The sequence below is a fragment of the Ruoffia sp. FAM 24228 genome (genome assembly GCF_045528575.1).
Lineage (GTDB): Bacteria > Bacillota > Bacilli > Lactobacillales > Aerococcaceae > Ruoffia > Ruoffia halotolerans.
This window is the reverse complement of sequence record NZ_JBGQQZ010000004.1, coordinates 30,983-47,541: the sequence shown is the minus strand read 5'-3', so window position 1 is coordinate 47,541 and position 16,559 is coordinate 30,983. Positions and strand designations below refer to the sequence as shown.

At 37.1% G+C, this 16,559-nt stretch carries 17 protein-coding genes; all 17 read left to right on the top strand.

Annotated features, from left to right (window positions below):
• Positions 1-13: 13 nt before the first annotated feature.
• The 17 genes from ACEN33_RS01385 (at position 14) to atpA (ending at position 16,550) form a co-directional block, all read left to right on the top strand.
• On the top strand, positions 14-964 hold the full coding sequence (locus ACEN33_RS01385; RefSeq protein WP_407089193.1) for an ACP S-malonyltransferase: 951 nt from the start codon (positions 14-16) through the stop codon (positions 962-964).
• The gene (gene fabG, locus ACEN33_RS01380; RefSeq protein ID WP_407089192.1) at positions 964-1,686 is read left to right on the top strand and encodes a 3-oxoacyl-[acyl-carrier-protein] reductase; all 723 of its coding nucleotides are present in this window, start codon (positions 964-966) and stop codon (positions 1,684-1,686) included. Before ACEN33_RS01385 ends, fabG begins: the two co-directional genes overlap by 1 nt.
• A 10-nt stretch (positions 1,687-1,696) precedes the next feature.
• Entirely contained in the window at positions 1,697-2,932 is a 1,236-nt protein-coding gene (gene fabF, locus ACEN33_RS01375; RefSeq protein ID WP_407089191.1) for a beta-ketoacyl-ACP synthase II, read from the top strand.
• A 2-nt stretch (positions 2,933-2,934) separates the two neighbouring features.
• A complete protein-coding gene (gene accB / locus ACEN33_RS01370) occupies positions 2,935-3,411 on the top strand; it encodes an acetyl-CoA carboxylase biotin carboxyl carrier protein (RefSeq protein WP_407089190.1) in 477 nt (158 codons plus the stop codon).
• Between the two features lie 10 nt (positions 3,412-3,421).
• On the top strand, positions 3,422-3,856 hold the full coding sequence (fabZ, locus tag ACEN33_RS01365; protein ID WP_138404059.1) for a 3-hydroxyacyl-ACP dehydratase FabZ: 435 nt from the start codon (positions 3,422-3,424) through the stop codon (positions 3,854-3,856).
• Position 3,857: 1 nt separating this feature from the next.
• Positions 3,858-5,237, top strand: coding sequence for an acetyl/propionyl/methylcrotonyl-CoA carboxylase subunit alpha (locus ACEN33_RS01360; RefSeq protein WP_407089189.1), 1,380 nt, complete (start codon positions 3,858-3,860; stop codon positions 5,235-5,237).
• 11 nt (positions 5,238-5,248) lie between these two features.
• Complete coding sequence (gene accD / locus ACEN33_RS01355) at positions 5,249-6,112, top strand: acetyl-CoA carboxylase, carboxyltransferase subunit beta (RefSeq protein ID WP_407089188.1); 864 nt, start codon at positions 5,249-5,251, stop codon at positions 6,110-6,112.
• 2 nt (positions 6,113-6,114) lie between these two features.
• Complete coding sequence (gene accA, locus ACEN33_RS01350; protein ID WP_407089186.1) at positions 6,115-6,897, top strand: carboxyltransferase subunit alpha; 783 nt, start codon at positions 6,115-6,117, stop codon at positions 6,895-6,897.
• Positions 6,898-7,463: 566 nt separating this feature from the next.
• Entirely contained in the window at positions 7,464-8,573 is a 1,110-nt protein-coding gene (gene pdhA, locus ACEN33_RS01345; protein ID WP_407089185.1) for a pyruvate dehydrogenase (acetyl-transferring) E1 component subunit alpha, read from the top strand.
• Between the two features lie 2 nt (positions 8,574-8,575).
• Entirely contained in the window at positions 8,576-9,553 is a 978-nt protein-coding gene (locus tag ACEN33_RS01340; RefSeq protein ID WP_407094415.1) for an alpha-ketoacid dehydrogenase subunit beta, read from the top strand.
• Between the two features lie 81 nt (positions 9,554-9,634).
• Positions 9,635-11,290, top strand: coding sequence for a 2-oxo acid dehydrogenase subunit E2 (locus ACEN33_RS01335; protein WP_407094414.1), 1,656 nt, complete (start codon positions 9,635-9,637; stop codon positions 11,288-11,290).
• A 13-nt stretch (positions 11,291-11,303) separates the two neighbouring features.
• Positions 11,304-12,710, top strand: coding sequence for a dihydrolipoyl dehydrogenase (lpdA, locus tag ACEN33_RS01330; protein ID WP_407094413.1), 1,407 nt, complete (start codon positions 11,304-11,306; stop codon positions 12,708-12,710).
• A 471-nt stretch (positions 12,711-13,181) separates the two neighbouring features.
• Positions 13,182-13,898, top strand: a complete 717-nt coding sequence (gene atpB, locus ACEN33_RS01325; protein WP_407089182.1) for a F0F1 ATP synthase subunit A — start codon at positions 13,182-13,184, stop codon at positions 13,896-13,898.
• A 30-nt stretch (positions 13,899-13,928) separates the two neighbouring features.
• Entirely contained in the window at positions 13,929-14,141 is a 213-nt protein-coding gene (gene atpE, locus ACEN33_RS01320) for a F0F1 ATP synthase subunit C (protein ID WP_407089180.1), read from the top strand.
• A 30-nt stretch (positions 14,142-14,171) separates the two neighbouring features.
• Positions 14,172-14,684, top strand: a complete 513-nt coding sequence (gene atpF / locus ACEN33_RS01315) for a F0F1 ATP synthase subunit B (RefSeq protein ID WP_407089179.1) — start codon at positions 14,172-14,174, stop codon at positions 14,682-14,684.
• Positions 14,671-15,027, top strand: coding sequence for a F0F1 ATP synthase subunit delta (locus tag ACEN33_RS01310; protein ID WP_407089178.1), 357 nt, complete (start codon positions 14,671-14,673; stop codon positions 15,025-15,027). Before atpF ends, ACEN33_RS01310 begins: the two co-directional genes overlap by 14 nt.
• Before the next feature lie 11 nt (positions 15,028-15,038).
• On the top strand, positions 15,039-16,550 hold the full coding sequence (atpA, locus tag ACEN33_RS01305) for a F0F1 ATP synthase subunit alpha (RefSeq protein ID WP_407089177.1): 1,512 nt from the start codon (positions 15,039-15,041) through the stop codon (positions 16,548-16,550).
• The last annotated feature ends 9 nt before the right edge of the window (positions 16,551-16,559 follow it).

The following is a 16,559-nucleotide window of genomic DNA, read 5'->3' as shown; positions in this document are numbered from 1 at the left end:
AAAGGGTGATTTTATGAAATTGGCTATTATATTTAATGGTCAAGGTGCACATTATGAAGGTATGGGAATGGGTTTTGTCGAAGCATTTCAAGAAGCAAAAGAAATCTTCACTCAAGCAGAAGACATCACTCAATTACCGATTCAAACGTGGATCAATTCTGATATCAATCAATTGGCTTTAACAAAAAATGCTCAACCTGCAATCGTTACAACAAGCTTAGCTATTTATGAATCGATTAAAACTAAACTCCCAGCCATACAATATATGGCTGGGTTAAGTTTAGGTGAGTATAGTTCTTTAATTGCCAGTAACATATTAGAACTTGACGAAGGATTAAATTTAATCAAAAAGCGTGGAGATATTATGTCCGCGTACTGTGAACACATCGAAAAGGATGCAAGTTACCTTATGGCAGCAGTAATTAATATGCCCATCGATGAAATTAAGACACTTGTTGAAAGTATTCATACTGAAGAGACGCCTATATATATTGCTAATTACAACTCGCCGACTCAAATTGTCGTCGCAGGCATAAAAGAAGCAGTCACTGCTTTTAGAAAAGAAGCAAAAAGTTTAGGTTATCGTAAGGTCATACCTTTAAAAGTAGAAGGACCTTTCCATACTCCGATTATGAAAGGGATGCAAGCAGACTTCGAAAAAGTACTTGCCGACACAAACTTTCAAGTAGGAACAGTTCCAGTAATTAGTAATGTAACTGTTGAGAATCATTCAACAGATCAGATTCGTACTTTATTAAGCGACCATTTGGTTAAACCAGTGAAATGGTTCCCAACGGTTCATCGCTTAAAAGAAGAGGGAATTACACATGTTATCCAAATTGGACCAGGAAATACCTTAGCTAAATTAATGGCGAAGGATGAATTGGCTCCAGAAGTTTTTGTAGTGGATAAAGTTGAAGATGTTGAAGAATTAATACAATGGTTAAGTAGTGGAGGGAAATAATGATATTAACATGTTTAATCAGCGGTAGCTCAAGAGGAATTGGTCTTGGCATCGCTAAACATTTAGCAGAAGCTGGGCATCAAGTAATTTTAAATAGTCGTAAACCAATTGCTGAGGAAGTACTTCAAGAATTTGCTGACTATGAATTGGAAGTAGGTCAAGCCATCGGAGATATAAGTAACTTTGATGGAGCGAAACAACTTGTTGAAGAAGTACGCGAAACCTATGGCAGAATCGACGTTTTAATTAATAATGCGGGTATTACAAGCGATGGATTATTCCTTCGTATGACAGAAGAAGATTTTGATAACGTGATCAATACAAACTTAAAAGGAACATTTAACTTAACAAGATTTGTATCACCGATTATGTTAAAACAAAAATCTGGGACAATTATTAATATGTCTAGTGTTGTAGGTGTAACAGGAAATCCAGGGCAAGCAAATTATGCTGCCAGTAAAGCAGGCGTAATCGGTTTAACTAAGTCTTTAGCGAAAGAGCTAGGAAGTCGATCAATCACTGTCAATGCGATAGCGCCAGGTTATATTGAAACAGATATGACTGACGCTTTGAGTGATAAAGTTAAGAAAACTATGTTAAGTCACATTCCATTAAAACGCTTTGGTCAAGTTGAAGAGATTAGTTCTGTCGTTGATTTCTTGATTACTAACCGATATATTACCGGTCAAGTCATCGAAGTTAACGGTGGATTACATATTTAAGGAGGATTCTATGAGAAGAGTCGTAATAACAGGTCTAGGAACTGTATCACCTATTGGTAATAGTGTCGATGCATTCTGGGATAGTGTATTAACAAATAAATCAGGTATTGCACCAATAGAAGGTTTTGATGCTTCTGAAACAGGCGTGACTGTTGCTGGCGAAGTCAAAGGTTTTGATGCAAGAGAAGAATTAGGAAGAAAAGATAGCCAGAGAATGGACAAATTCTCACAATTTGGTGTCGCAGCAAGTAAAGAAGCTGTTGAGATGAGTGGTTATGATATTTCAAGTAATCCATTTAATGTTGGGGTAATGGTGAGTTCAGGAATTGGTGGACTACATGCTATTCAAAACGGTATTTTAAAGATGAAAGATAAAGGCCCTAAAAGAGTTCCACCATTATTTGTTCCATTAACAATTGGGAACATGGCCGCTGGGAATATTTCAATGCAGTTTGGTGCACGTGGAATCAGTTTAGATATTGTAACAGCTTGTGCAAGTGCCACAAATGCGATTGGTGAAGCGTTTATTAAGATTCAAAACGGTTTATTAGACGCCTGTATCGCGGGTGGGGCTGAGTCAACGATTAACGAAATCGGAATCTCAGGTTTCGCGGCTTTAACTGCTTTATCTACAAATGAAGATCCAGCAAAAGCATCTCGTCCCTTTGATAAAGACCGTGACGGTTTTGTTATGGGAGAGGGAGCAGGGATTGTATTCTTAGAATCATTAGAATCAGCTCAAGCACGTAATGCAACAATTTATGGTGAAATTGTTGGTTATGGTTCAAACTCAGACGCTTATCACATGACTGCTCCATTACCTAACGGAAGTGGTGCTGGAGAAGCGATGAAAACTGCAATCAAAATGGCAGGAATTGAAGCCGAAGATGTTGATTATATCAATGCTCACGGCACAAGTACACCAACAAATGATTCAGGTGAAACGACAGCGATTAAATATGCTTTAGGAGATCACGCACATAAAGTACCAATTTCAAGTTCTAAAGGACACTTTGGACACTTATTAGGAGCAGCCGGTGGTGTGGAATCAATTATGGTGATTAAATCATTGCAAGAAGGCTTTATCCCACCAACTTTAGGTCTAGAGACACCGGACGAAGAATGCAATCTTGATTATGTACCTGGTGAAGGACGGAAACAAGATATTCAATATGCTTTATCAAATTCTCTGGGTTTTGGTGGTCATAATGCCGTCCTTTGCTTTAAACGTTGGGATGGTGCGTAATTTTGAATCAAGAACAATTATTATCATTAATCGATAAATTAGATCAATCATCACTCGCTTTCTTAAATTATGAAACAGACGATGTAAAACTCGTTCTTTCAAAAGAAATGCCTAATGAAGCACCGGCTTTCTACGGACACCAAGAAGAAAGTAAACTAGCACAAACAACGACAGTAGAGCAAGAAACAGCTCCAACCCAGATCGATGAAGCGAAACCAGTAACAAACGACATCGACGTTGAGGAAGGTGAATTCATTACATCACCAATGGTTGGGGTAGTATATTTACAACCTAACCCAGATAGCGAAGCATTCGTTAAGGTTGGTGACACTGTGTCAGAGGGAGATACAGTCGTAATTATTGAAGCAATGAAATTAATGAATGAAATTCAAGCGAACCATTCAGGAACAGTTGTAGAAATTCTTGTTGAGAATGAAACTGTTGTTGAATTTGGTCAACCAATTATGAGAATTAACTAGGAGGAAAACAATGACACTATTAACAGCAACTCAAGTAATGGAAATTATTCCAAATCGTTACCCAATTTTCTTTATCGATGCAGTGGATGAATTAATTCCGGGTGAAAAAGTTGTCGCACGTAAAAACGTGACAATTAACGAAGAAGTATTCCAAGGACACTTCCCTGGAGAACCTGTATTCCCAGGTGTTCTAATTGTAGAATCATTAGCACAAGCAGGCTCAATTCCATTATTATCATTAGAAGGATTTGACGGAAAGACAGCTTACTTAGGTGGTTTAAATAAAGTTAAATTCCGTAAAAAAGTTGTTCCTGGAGATGTATTACGTCTTGAAGTTAATATTAAAAAACTAAAAAGTAATGCAGGTATCGGAATTGGTAAAGCATACGTTGGAGATAAAGTTGTATGTGAATGTGAAATGACATTCATTATAGGGGCGAAATAAGATGTTTAAAAAAGTTCTCGTGGCAAACCGCGGAGAAATCGCGGTTAGAATTATACGTGCGCTCCGCGAGATGGATATTACTTCAGTGGCTATCTTCAGTGAAGCAGATCGGAATGCCTTACATACTGAATTAGCGGACGAAGCCATTTGTATTGGTCCAGCAAAATCTTTGGATTCATATGCAAATCCAGTCGCTGTCATCAGTGCTGCTTTAGCAACAGGAGTGGATGCAATCCACCCTGGTTACGGTTTTCTATCAGAACGAAGTGATTTTGTGACTTTATGTGAAGATGTAGGTATTGAATTCATTGGACCGAATAGTCATATTATTGATGTTATGGGACATAAACAACATGCCAGAGATACAATGCGTAAGTCTGGTATTCCAATTACTCCTGGTAGTGCTGGGTTAATTTATTCAATTGAAGAAGCCCGTGATATTGCACTTGATATTGGATACCCTTTGATGATTAAAGCCGCAGATGGTGGTGGTGGTAAAGGGATGCGCCGTGTAGAAGACGCTTCACAATTAGATGCATTGTTTAGTCAAGCACAGAATGAGACGGAAGCAATTTATGGAAATAAAGACCTATATATTGAACGTATTATTGCTCCTGCAAAACATATTGAAGTTCAATTGTTAGGAGATAAATACGGTAACGTTATTCATCTAGGAGAAAGAGATTGCTCATTCCAACGTAACAATCAAAAGGTTCTAGAAATCTCTCCAGCGGTCAGTCTGCCCCTAGAGGTCAGAAAAAACATATGTGAAACAGCTGTAAAAGCAGCGGAAGCCATAGGCTATCAGAACGCGGGAACCATTGAGTTTTTAGTTGATAAAGACAATAACTTCTTCTTCATGGAGATGAATACACGTTTACAAGTTGAGCATCCCGTAACTGAAATGGTTACAGGTGTGGATATAGTAAAAGAACAAATCCGTGTAGCCATGGGTGAGCCATTAACTTATAAGCAAGAGGATATTCAAGTAAAAGGCTTTGCGGTTGAAGTACGTTTGAATGCAGAGAATCCAAGAGATAATTTTAGACCTTCCGCTGGTCACATTAATCAATTAATGTTTCCTGCAGGCGGTCTAGGTTTACGAATTGAATCTGCTCTTTATCCTCATTACACATTACCACCATTCTATGATTCAATGGTGGCGAAAGTAATTACGCATTCAAATACTTTAGAAGATGCTTTGAAGATAATGGAGCGCGCTTTATATGAAGTGACTGTTGAAGGTGTTGAAACAAATATCGACTTACTCGAAGCACTTGTAAGTGATGAATATATTAATTGGGACAGAGTGCATACGAAGTGGTTAGAAACCCACTATATGCCAAAATGGTTAGAAAAAGAAGAAAATACTGAAGAATAAGAGGTGATGTTTTGGCTTTATTTAGGCGAAAAAAAACAATAAGAATTAATCCAATTAGTCCCGCTGAAGTAGCCACACAAAGATCATCTATTCCAGATAATATTGCAGAAAAATGTCCACATTGTGATCGAATTATATTACAAAATCAAATTACAGAAGATTACTGTTGCCCACATTGCAGTGAACATCTACATTTTCCAGCTTATGAACGTATTCAATGGTTAGTAGATGAAGGGTCATTTAAGGAATGGGATAGCGATCTAAACGCGAAGAACCCACTAAATTTTCCAGGCTATAGTGCCAAGTTAGAAAAAGCGCAAGATAATACACAATTGAAAGAAGCAGTCGTCGCAGGTGAAGCAGAACTTGATGGTAGAGCAATAGCAATTGGTGTGATGGATAAACGATTCGTCATGGCAAGTATGGGGACAATTGTCGGTGAGAAAATTACACGGCTGTTCGAGCATGCGACGGAGCATAAACTACCTGTTATTCTCTACATTGCTTCTGGTGGAGCTAGGATGCAAGAAGGGATCTTATCCTTAATGCAAATGGCGAAAATCTCGCAAGTGGTTGCGAAACATCAAGACGCAGGTTTATTTTATTGTAGTGTGTTGACAAATCCGACCACCGGTGGTGTCACAGCGAGTTTTGCGATGCAAGGGGACGTAACACTAGCAGAACCTCGGGCAGTCGTAGGTTTTGCAGGGAAACGTGTGATTGAACAAACAATTAAAAGTAAATTAACGAAAGACTTTCAACAAGCTGAATGGGTATTTGATAATGGTTTTATCGATTCAATTGTACCAAGATTAAACCAGAAACAAATCATCAACCAATTAATCCAAGCTCATTCATATGAAGGTGGTGTGTAATTATGAGCAAAGCCTATGAAAAAGTCTTAAAAGCGAGAGATTTAAAAAGAATCTCAACCATTGATATCATTGAGAATTTAACTGATTGGTTTATTGAATTACATGGAGACCGTCATATGGAAGATGATAAATCCATTATTGGAGGTATCGGCATGTATGACGGGCAACCTATAACGATTATCGGTATTCAAAAAGGCCGTACAACCCGTGAGAACATAGAACGAAACTTTGGGTCAGTCGGCCCAGGCGGTTACCGAAAAGCAATTCGTCTTGTCGAACAAGCGAATAAATTTAATCGTCCAATATTAACCTTAATTAATACAGCTGGAGCACATGCCTCACCAGAATCAGAAGAGACAGGTATAGGGGAAGCAATCGCTCAATCACTATTAACTTTTGCGAAAGTTGAAGTTCCTACCTTATCGATAATTCTCGGAGAAGGTGGAAGCGGGGGAGCGCTAGCTTTGGCATTAACAGATGAAGTGTGGATGCTTGAGAATAGCGTTTACTCTATTCTATCTCCAGAAGGCTTTGCATCTATATTATGGAAGGATGCGAAACTGGCTTCAAAAGCAGCGGATGTCATGAAACTTACGGCAGAAGATTTACACGAATTAAAAGTCGTAGAAAAAATCATTTCAGAGATAAATCATGGAGTTCCTTTAAACCGAGATGTCATCTTAAAACGGACTATAAATGATATTAAAGCGAAGTTTAAGGAATTAAATCAGCTGGATGTAGAAACACGATTAGCCAATCGAAATAAACGATTTAGATCTTTTTAAGCGATAAAATAAATAAGTGTTAGTGAAATAGTTCACTGACACTTATTTTTTTGTGACAAAATAATTCGATTAGGTGAAATATAGGCGAAATGAATAAAAATATCTTATTAATTGCTAAAATAATAATTACTTTAGTATATTAAAAATAAACAGTTAACAATGTAGATGCAGCAAGTATTTATATGAAATTTTATGCAATAGATGACTCAAAACATTAAATAGAAACAATTTATAAAAAGAACTATAAAAAAACATTATAACAAACAAATTGGAATCATCTCATTTGATTATAATAAATGTTACAGGCGAATTTTGTACTACAACAGAATTTCCTTATTGAAACACATTTTCAATGAAAATATAACAACAAATAAAATTTTAAATTTCAATCGACATATTGTGAAGATTTTCTCAACAAGCTTAAAATCAGGTTTTGTAATCGTTTTATAATTTTTATAATACTTGCAATTATTTAATGAGCGTGATAAATTAGAAATAACTGAATAGTACAGTTTATTGTGCTTTGTATTATTCTATATTATTTTAAGAGAGGAATGTGTAATAGCATGGCAAATAAAAAAGTTCCTGCAAAAATGGAAGATCTGCTAAGAGCAGACAACTTTGATTTTAGCACAGTTCAAATATTAGATAATGACGGAAAGGTAGTTAATGAGGAATTAATGCCTGAACTTTCAGACGAAGAATTAGTAACATTTATGGAAGATATGGTTTTCTACCGCGAGTGGTATAACCGTACTCAAGCATTAAGTCGTCAAGGACGTTTAGGATTCGTAGCTCCAACAACTGGACAAGAAGCTTCTCAATTAGGAACAATTGCGGCAACAACTGAAGATGACATTATCTTCCCAGGATACCGCGATATACCTCAATTAATGCAACATGGATTACCTAGTTACAAAGCATACTTATGGTCTAAAGGACATGTAGAAGGAAGTACTTACCCTGAAGATTTCCGAGCTTATCCACCACAAATTATTATTGGTGCTCAGTATGTTCAAACTGCTGGTGCAGCTTTGGGTATCAAGAAAAATGGTCGTAAAGCCGTAGCAATGACTTGGACGGGTGACGGTGGTTCATCTCAAGGTGATGTGTATGAAGGAATGAACTTTGCCGGAGCTTATAAAGCACCAGCAATCTTCGTAATTCAAAACAACGGTTGGGCTATCTCAACTCCACGTGAATTCCAAACTGCAGCACCAACATTAGCTCAAAAAGCTGTAGCAGCTGGTATCCCAGGTGTTCAAGTTGATGGTATGGATATTTTAGCGGTTTATGCTGTAACGAAAGCTGCGCGTGAATATGCGATTGCAGGAAACGGACCAGTATTAATCGAAACATTATGTTACCGTTTCGGACCTCACTCACTATCAGGTGATGATCCAAAACGTTACCAACCAGAAGGTGCTCAAGACGAATGGCGTCAACGTGACCCATTAAACCGTTACCGTAAATTCTTAACTGAAAAAGGATTATGGACAGAAGAAAAAGAAAACGAAGTAGTTGAAAACACTAAAGAAGCTGCTAAAGAAGCAATTAAACAAGCAGAATCTACTCCTAAACAAAAAGTTTCGGACTTCTTGAAAAATATGTTTGAAACTCCTGACTATGTAACACAAGAACAAATTGAATACTACGAAGCAAAGGAGAATAAATAATCATGGCTCAAATGACATTGATTCAAGCGATCACAAACGCTTTAGAAATTGAATTAGGCAACGATGACCGTACTTTAGTCTTCGGTGAAGACGTAGGAGCTAACGGTGGGGTATTCCGTGCCACAGAAGGTTTACAAGAAAAATTCGGAGAGGACCGTGTATTTAATACACCTTTAGCAGAATCTGGTATCGGTGGTTTAGCCGTTGGTTTAACATTTGAAAACTTCCGTCCAATTATGGAAATCCAATTCTTCGGATTTGTTTTCGAAGTTATGGACTCAATTGTAGGACAAGCAGCGCGTACTCGTTACCGTACAGGTGGATCACGCACTATGCCGATCACAATTCGTTCACCATTCGGTGGAGGAGTAGCAACACCAGAAATGCACGCGGACTCATTAGAGGGTCTAATTGCACAATCACCTGGTATTAAAGTTGTTATCCCATCTAACCCATATGATGCTAAAGGATTATTAATCTCTGCAATTCGTGATAATGACCCAGTTGTTTACTTAGAACATATGAAACTTTACCGTTCATTCCGTGAGGAAGTTCCAGAAGAAGAATATACAGTTCCATTAGGGAAAGCGAACATTGTTAAAGAAGGAACTGACGTTTCTATCATCACTTACGGTGCAATGGTTCGTGAAGCAATTTCAGCAGCAGAAGCGCTTGAAAAAGAAGGCATCTCAGCTGAAATCGTTGACTTACGTACTGTTCATCCATTAGATATCGAAACAATCGTTGCTTCAGCTGAAAAAACTGGTCGTGTTGTCGTTGTTCAAGAAGCACAACGTCAAGCAGGTGTCGGTGAGAAAGTAATTTCTGAAATTTCACAACGTGCAGTTCTTTCACTAAAAGCTCCAATTGGATTCGTAGCAGCACCAAACACTGTCTTCTCATTCGGTATGGCAGAAAAAGACTGGTTACCAAATGCTGATGATATCGTAGCAAAAGTAAAAGAAGCTACTGATTTCTAAATATAAATACTTAGGGTAGGACTACTACTCTTTGGTTATTTGTTAAACATATCTGAAAACGAGAAAGGATGTAAACACCCAATGGCATTTAAATTTAAATTACCTGAATTAGGCGAAGGTATCGTTGAAGGTGAAGTTGTATCTTGGTTAGTCGCTGAAGGCGACCAAGTTCAAGAAGACGATATTTTAGTAGAAATTCAAAATGATAAAGCAGTAGAAGAATTACCTTCACCAGTGAGTGGAACAGTTTCAAAAATTGTTGCACAAGAAGGTGAAGTAACAACAGTTGGTCAAGTACTACTAGAAATTGACGCACCTGGTTACGAAGATGAAGCTGAAGAAGTGGCTCCAGCGGCTCCAGCTCAAGAAGCACCAGCGGCTAAACCAGCAGCAGGTGGATCTAACTTCATGTTCCGTTTACCTGAATTAGGTGAAGGAATTATTGAAGGTGAAGTTGTATCTTGGTTAGTAGCTGAAGGCGATACAATTGAAGAAGATCAAATTCTAGTAGAAATCCAAAACGATAAAGCAGTAGAAGAACTACCTTCACCATATGCTGGTAAAGTGGTTAAAATCCATGCATCAGAAGGAACAGTTGCAGTCGTTGATGATATCTTAGTTGAAATTGATGCACCGGACTACGAAGGTTCAGGCGAAGATACTCAATCAACTCCAGCATCACCAACAGGTGAAGCAGGCGAAGATCCAGCACAACAACCTGCTGATTCTAACGCTCAACCAGCAGCATCTACAGGTACTGCAGGCGTAAACAGCGCAACAGGACGCGTTCTAGCAATGCCTTCTGTACGTAAATTAGCACGTGACAAAGGAATTGATATCACATCAGTAACACCATCTGGTAAAGGTGGACGTGTTACAGCTGATGACGTGAATAACTTTGATCCAAATCAAACAACAGCTCAAGCTCCAGTGGCAGTAGCAGCACAAACTGAAACAGCTTCTGAAGTGAAAGCAGCTCCAGCTAAAGAAGCACCAGCTAAAGCAGCAGAACCAGCTTCTGTACCAGTTTCAGAACGTCAAACTCGCGAACCTATGTCAGGTATGCGTAAAGCAATTGCTCGTGCAATGGTTAACTCTAAACATACAGCACCTCATGTTACATTACATGACGAAATTGAAGTTTCTAAATTATGGGATCACCGTAAGAAATTCAAAAATGTTGCTGCAGAACGCGATACTAAATTAACATTTTTACCATATGTTGTTAAAGCTTTAGTAGCAGCTGTTAAGAAATACCCAGTATTAAACGCATCGATTGATGACTCAACTAACGAAATAGTTTACAAAAACTACTTCAACATCGGAATTGCAACAGATACAGATCGTGGATTATACGTACCAAATATTAAAGATGCTAACGCATTAAGCATGTTTGATATTGCAGACGCAATCACTGATTTATCAGGTAAAGCTCACGAAGGTAAATTATCTGCTACTGAAATGGGAGACGGAACTGTTACAATCTCTAATATCGGTTCTGCAGGTGGTAAATGGTTCACACCAGTTATCAATTACCCAGAAGTAGCTATCTTAGGATTCGGTTCAATTGTACAACAACCTGTTGTTAATGACGAAGGTGAATTAGCAGTTGGACGTGTTGTTAAATTATCATTAAGTTTTGACCACCGTATCGTTGACGGTGCTACAGCACAACACGCTATGAACGAAATCAAACGTTACTTAGCAGATCCAGAATTATTGTTAATGGAAGGATAAGGTGAATAAATAAATGGTAGTTGGAGATTTCGCAGTTGAATTAGATACAGTTGTTATCGGTTCAGGCCCTGGTGGATATGTTGCAGCGATTCGTGCAGCACAACTAGGCCAAAAAGTTGCCATCATTGAACGTGAACATATTGGTGGAGTTTGTTTAAACGTAGGATGTATTCCTTCTAAAGCACTTATTAGTGCTGGACATGCATACCACAATGCACAAAACAGTGAAGTATTTGGTGTAACAACTAACGAAGTTAAATTAGACTTCAAACGCACACAAGAATGGAAAGACAATGAAGTTGTTTCAAAATTAACTGGTGGCGTTGGAATGTTACTTAAAAAGAATAAAGTTGAAATCATTAAGGGAGAAGCTTTCTTCCAAGATGATCATCATTTACGTGTTATTCATGAAGATGGAGCAGAAAGTTATTCATACAAAAATGCTATCATCGCCACAGGTTCTCGCCCAATTGAAATCCCAGGATTCAAATTCGGTGGACGTGTTATCGATTCAACTGGTGCATTAAACTTAACAGAAGTTCCAAAAAAATTAGTTGTTATCGGTGGAGGAGTGATTGGTTCAGAATTAGGTATGGCTTATGCTAACTTAGGTTCTGAAGTAACAGTTCTAGAAGGTTCACCACAATTATTACCAACGTTTGAAAAAGATATGGTAAGAATTGTAGAAAAAGAAATGAAGAGCCGTAATATGACTGTTCACACTAGCGCAATGGCTAAAGAAGCAGTTGATAACGGTGATTCAGTAACAGTTAAATTCGAAGTTAACGGTAAAGAAGAAGAATTAAACGCTGATTACGTATTAGTTTCAGTTGGACGTCGTCCAAACACTGACGAAATGGGCTTAGAGTTAGCAGGCGTTAAGATGACCGATCGTGGCTTAATTGAAGTAGATAACCAAGGTCGTACTAACTTACCTAACATCTATGCAATTGGTGATATCGTTGCTGGTGCTGCATTAGCACATAAAGCTTCATACGAAGGTAAAGTTGCAGCAGCTGCAATCAGTGGAGAAGCTGATACTGTAGATTACGTTGCAATGCCAGCTGTAGCATTTACAGATCCAGAATTAGCTTCTGTAGGTCATACTGCAAAAACAGCTAAAGATGCTGGATTATCAGTTAAAGCATCTAAATTCCCATTCGGTGGTAACGGTCGTGCAATTTCATTAGACCAAACTGAAGGATTTGTTCGTTTAGTAACTACAACAGAAGATAATATTCTAGTCGGTGCTCAAGTAGTAGGTCCGAACGCATCCGAGGTATTAACTGAATTAATCCTTGCTGTAGAAGGTGGCTTAAATGCAGAAGATTTAGCATTAACTATTCACTCTCACCCATCATTAGGTGAAGTTGTAATGGATACTGCCGAACTAGTATTAGGTCAACCAATCCACATTTAATTTAATTTTTGAGAGAGTAAGTAAAAACTTACTCTCTTTTTTTTGCATATTTTATAAACTATAACAACATGTGGGTGTATATAAAGTACAAAGGAACACTAAAAAAACTTGAAATATTAAAAATAAATTGTTTTTATTATTTTTGTAAACATTTGATTTAATCAAGGTGGTAGCGTAATCATTATGAAATATATAAAAATAATAGCCCGGAAAAATTAAAATAAAAAATAAAATATTTTTTGTTAGTAAACTTAATACAAAAAAATAAATACTATAATGTAAAATATATTCAAGGTCAATATAGTACTACACAAAAAAACGCTGTGGTTACTGACTAGTAAGTGTTTGTGTTAATGTAATTTCCATGGTAAAATAAAAAATGTTGAATAAATATTTAATAGCTTTTTATTTGACGTGATATAAACTATAAAAAGTTTGTGCACAATATTTTTAAAGAAAGAGGGGTCGCTTTTGAGTGAGACAAAATTAGTTAATCTATTCGGTATTAATGTCGGGTTTAATACATTAGTTGCAATGATTGCTACTTTGATTATTGTATTTCTTCTATCTTTATTTTTCACACGTAAACTGAAGGTTGAGAATCCTGGAAAGACACAAACTGTCTTTGAGTATTTAATATCATTTATTAATGGGATAGTTGAGGAATCATTTGGTAGTCAAAGTCAACCTGTCTACGTCATGTTAGCTTTGACGCTATTTTTATTCGTTTTTGTATCAAATGTGCTTGGTTTACCATTTTTAGTAGAAGCTCATGAGATTTCGTATTGGAAAAGTCCGACAGCGGATCCAATCGTCTGTATTGCATTAGCTCTTACTATGAATTTCATTTCGCATATTCTAGGGATCAAAAAATTTGGTTTTGGTGGATATTTCAAAAAGAATTATGCTACACCTAATGTAGCCGTACTCCCGATTAAAGCTGCAGATGAAATTATTTCAATTGCTACTTTGTCATTACGTTTATTTGGGAATATCTTTGCAGGTGAGATACTACTCGCATTAATCGCTCAATTAGGTAACAGTTTCGGTTTAGTTACTTGGTTAGCTGGGATACCATTACAAATGGTATGGCAAGGATTTTCATTATTCATTGGGGCATTACAAGCATATATCTTTGTAACGTTATCCATGGTTTATTTATCACATAAAGTTGTTACTGAACATTAAAATTTTAAAATATAAAGGAGACATATAATTATGAACGGAATTGGTGCTGCAATAGCGATTGCTTTCGCTGCTTTAGGGTCTGCGATCGGGAACGGTTTGGTTATTTCAAAAGCAATTGAGTCGATGGCTCGACAACCAGAAATGGAAAGTAAAATTAGAGGGACAATGTTTATCGGTGTAGGTATGATTGAGGCTATCCCAATTATGGCTGCCGTTATTGCTTTTATGTTACTATTCATGTAAGAATTAACTACGGAAAATGGAGGGAATTAAATGCTTGAATCAATACTTCAAACAGGAGTAGGTCATTTCTTAATGACAATTATATCCTTCGCTATTCTTTTATTTATCGTTTCTAAATTTGCTTGGGATCCCATATCAAAGATTCTACAAGAACGTGAAGAAATAATTGATAGTAATATTAACGATGCTAAAGTAGCGAAAAAAAATGCTGAAGCAACGGAAGATGAAGCAAGAGAAATGCTAACTAACGCGAGAACTGAAGCCAATAAATTAGTACAAGATACAAAATGGCAAGTTTCAAAGATGAAAGCTGATCAAATTGAACGAGCAAAAGAAGAGATAGAAGAAATGCGCACACAAGCAGAACTATCTATTCAACGGGAACGTAGACAAATGCTGGAATCAATGGAAGATCAAATTGGTAAATTATCTATCGAAATTGCTGAACAAGTATTAAGACGTGAAGTAAATTCGGAAGACCACCAACAATTGATATCAGAATTAGTATTAGAAATGGATGCGAGTATAAATGAAAGTAGATAATATAAATAATTCACTTAATGAAGAACAATTACTACAACAACTTGCTTCATTTTCTATAAACAAAAAACGAATCAGAGAAGCAAGTGAGCAAGATGATTATCGTTCGAATGAAAAAGTGAGAATAACAAGTGCACAACAATTAACTGATGAAGAAAGAAAAAAAGTTATTGATGCGGTGAATCATGTCATTCCTTTCGACAATGATAAAGTCGATTTTCGTGTAGATCCATCCATGATAGCTGGAATCAGAGTACAAAGTACAACTTACTTTTACGATAACAGTTTAAAACGTAAATTAAATGATTTAAATGGTTATCTACACAAACAAATCAATATGAAATAGAGGTGAAATAATTGGAAACTGAAAAATTAACTACGCGGTTACGTCAACAGATCCAACAATTTGATGCATCGCATCACCTTGAAGAAATCGGAATCATTTCTTTCATTGGGGATGGTATTGCCCGAGTAAATGGTTTAGATAATGCCATGAACGGTGAGATGATTGAATTCGCTAATGGTACTATTGGCATGGTGCAAAACTTAGAAAAAGATGATATCGGTGTGATTATCCTTGGAGAATATGTTGATATTGACGAAGGAGATTTAGTTCGTCGGACGAATCGAGTGATGCAGGTTCCAGTAGGAGAAGCCCTATTAGGAAGAGTTGTCAATCCACTTGGAGAACCATTAGATGGGAATGGACAAATTATCAATAAGAAAAATCGTCCGATTGAAGCAGAAGCACCAGCAATTATGGATAGAGAAAGTGTTGCTGAGCCAATGCAAACAGGGATTAAATCCATTGATACATTAGTTCCAATTGGACGAGGACAACGTGAATTAATTATCGGAGACAGAAAGACTGGTAAGACAACTTTAGCCGTAGATACGATCATTAATCAAAAAGATGAAGATGTTATTTGTATTTATGTAGCAATTGGTCAAAAAGAATCTACTGTTAAAAACTTAGTGACAACATTGGAACATCACGGAGCAATGGATCATACGATTGTTGTTTCTGCGAGTGCATCATCAATGTCGAGTCTATTATATTTAGCTCCATATGCGGCTACAGCTATGGGTGAAGAATTTATGTATAACGGACGCCACGTATTAATTATTTATGATGATTTATCAAAACAAGCAGCAGCTTATCGTGAGATGAGTTTATTACTTAAAAGACCTCCTGGACGAGAAGCATATCCCGGTGACGTATTCTACTTACATTCACGCTTATTAGAACGTTCAGCTAAATTGAATAAAGAAATGGGTGGCGGTTCAATGACAGCTTTACCGATTGTAGAAACACTTGCTGGAGATATATCTGCATATATTCCGACAAACGTTATTTCGATTACAGATGGACAGATCTTCTTGGATCAAAATCTATTCTTCTCTGGAGTAAGACCTGCCATTGATGCTGGGTTATCAGTATCTCGTGTCGGGGGATCAGCACAATTGAAGGCAATGAAGAAAGTTGCCGGGACACTTCGCTTAAACTTAGCAAGTTACCGAGAACTCGAGGCATTCTCTCAATTCGGAGCAGACTTAGATGAGTCCACTCAAAGAAGATTAGATCAAGGTAAATTAACGGTTGAAGTATTAAAACAATCGTCTCATTCACCAATACCCGTAACGAATCAAGTAATTATGTTATTTGCTTTAACTCACGGGTATTTAGAAAATATCCCTGTTGATCAAGTGAAATACTATGAAGAGCAATTATACGATTATATCGAGACAACTCATTCAGATGTCTTGAAAGAAATTGTAGATACGGGTGATTTGCCGGATCAAGAAAGCTTAGACAATTTATTAAGTAACTTTGGAGAAATGTTCCGAACAATGCAAACAGTAGATTAATCGAGGTGA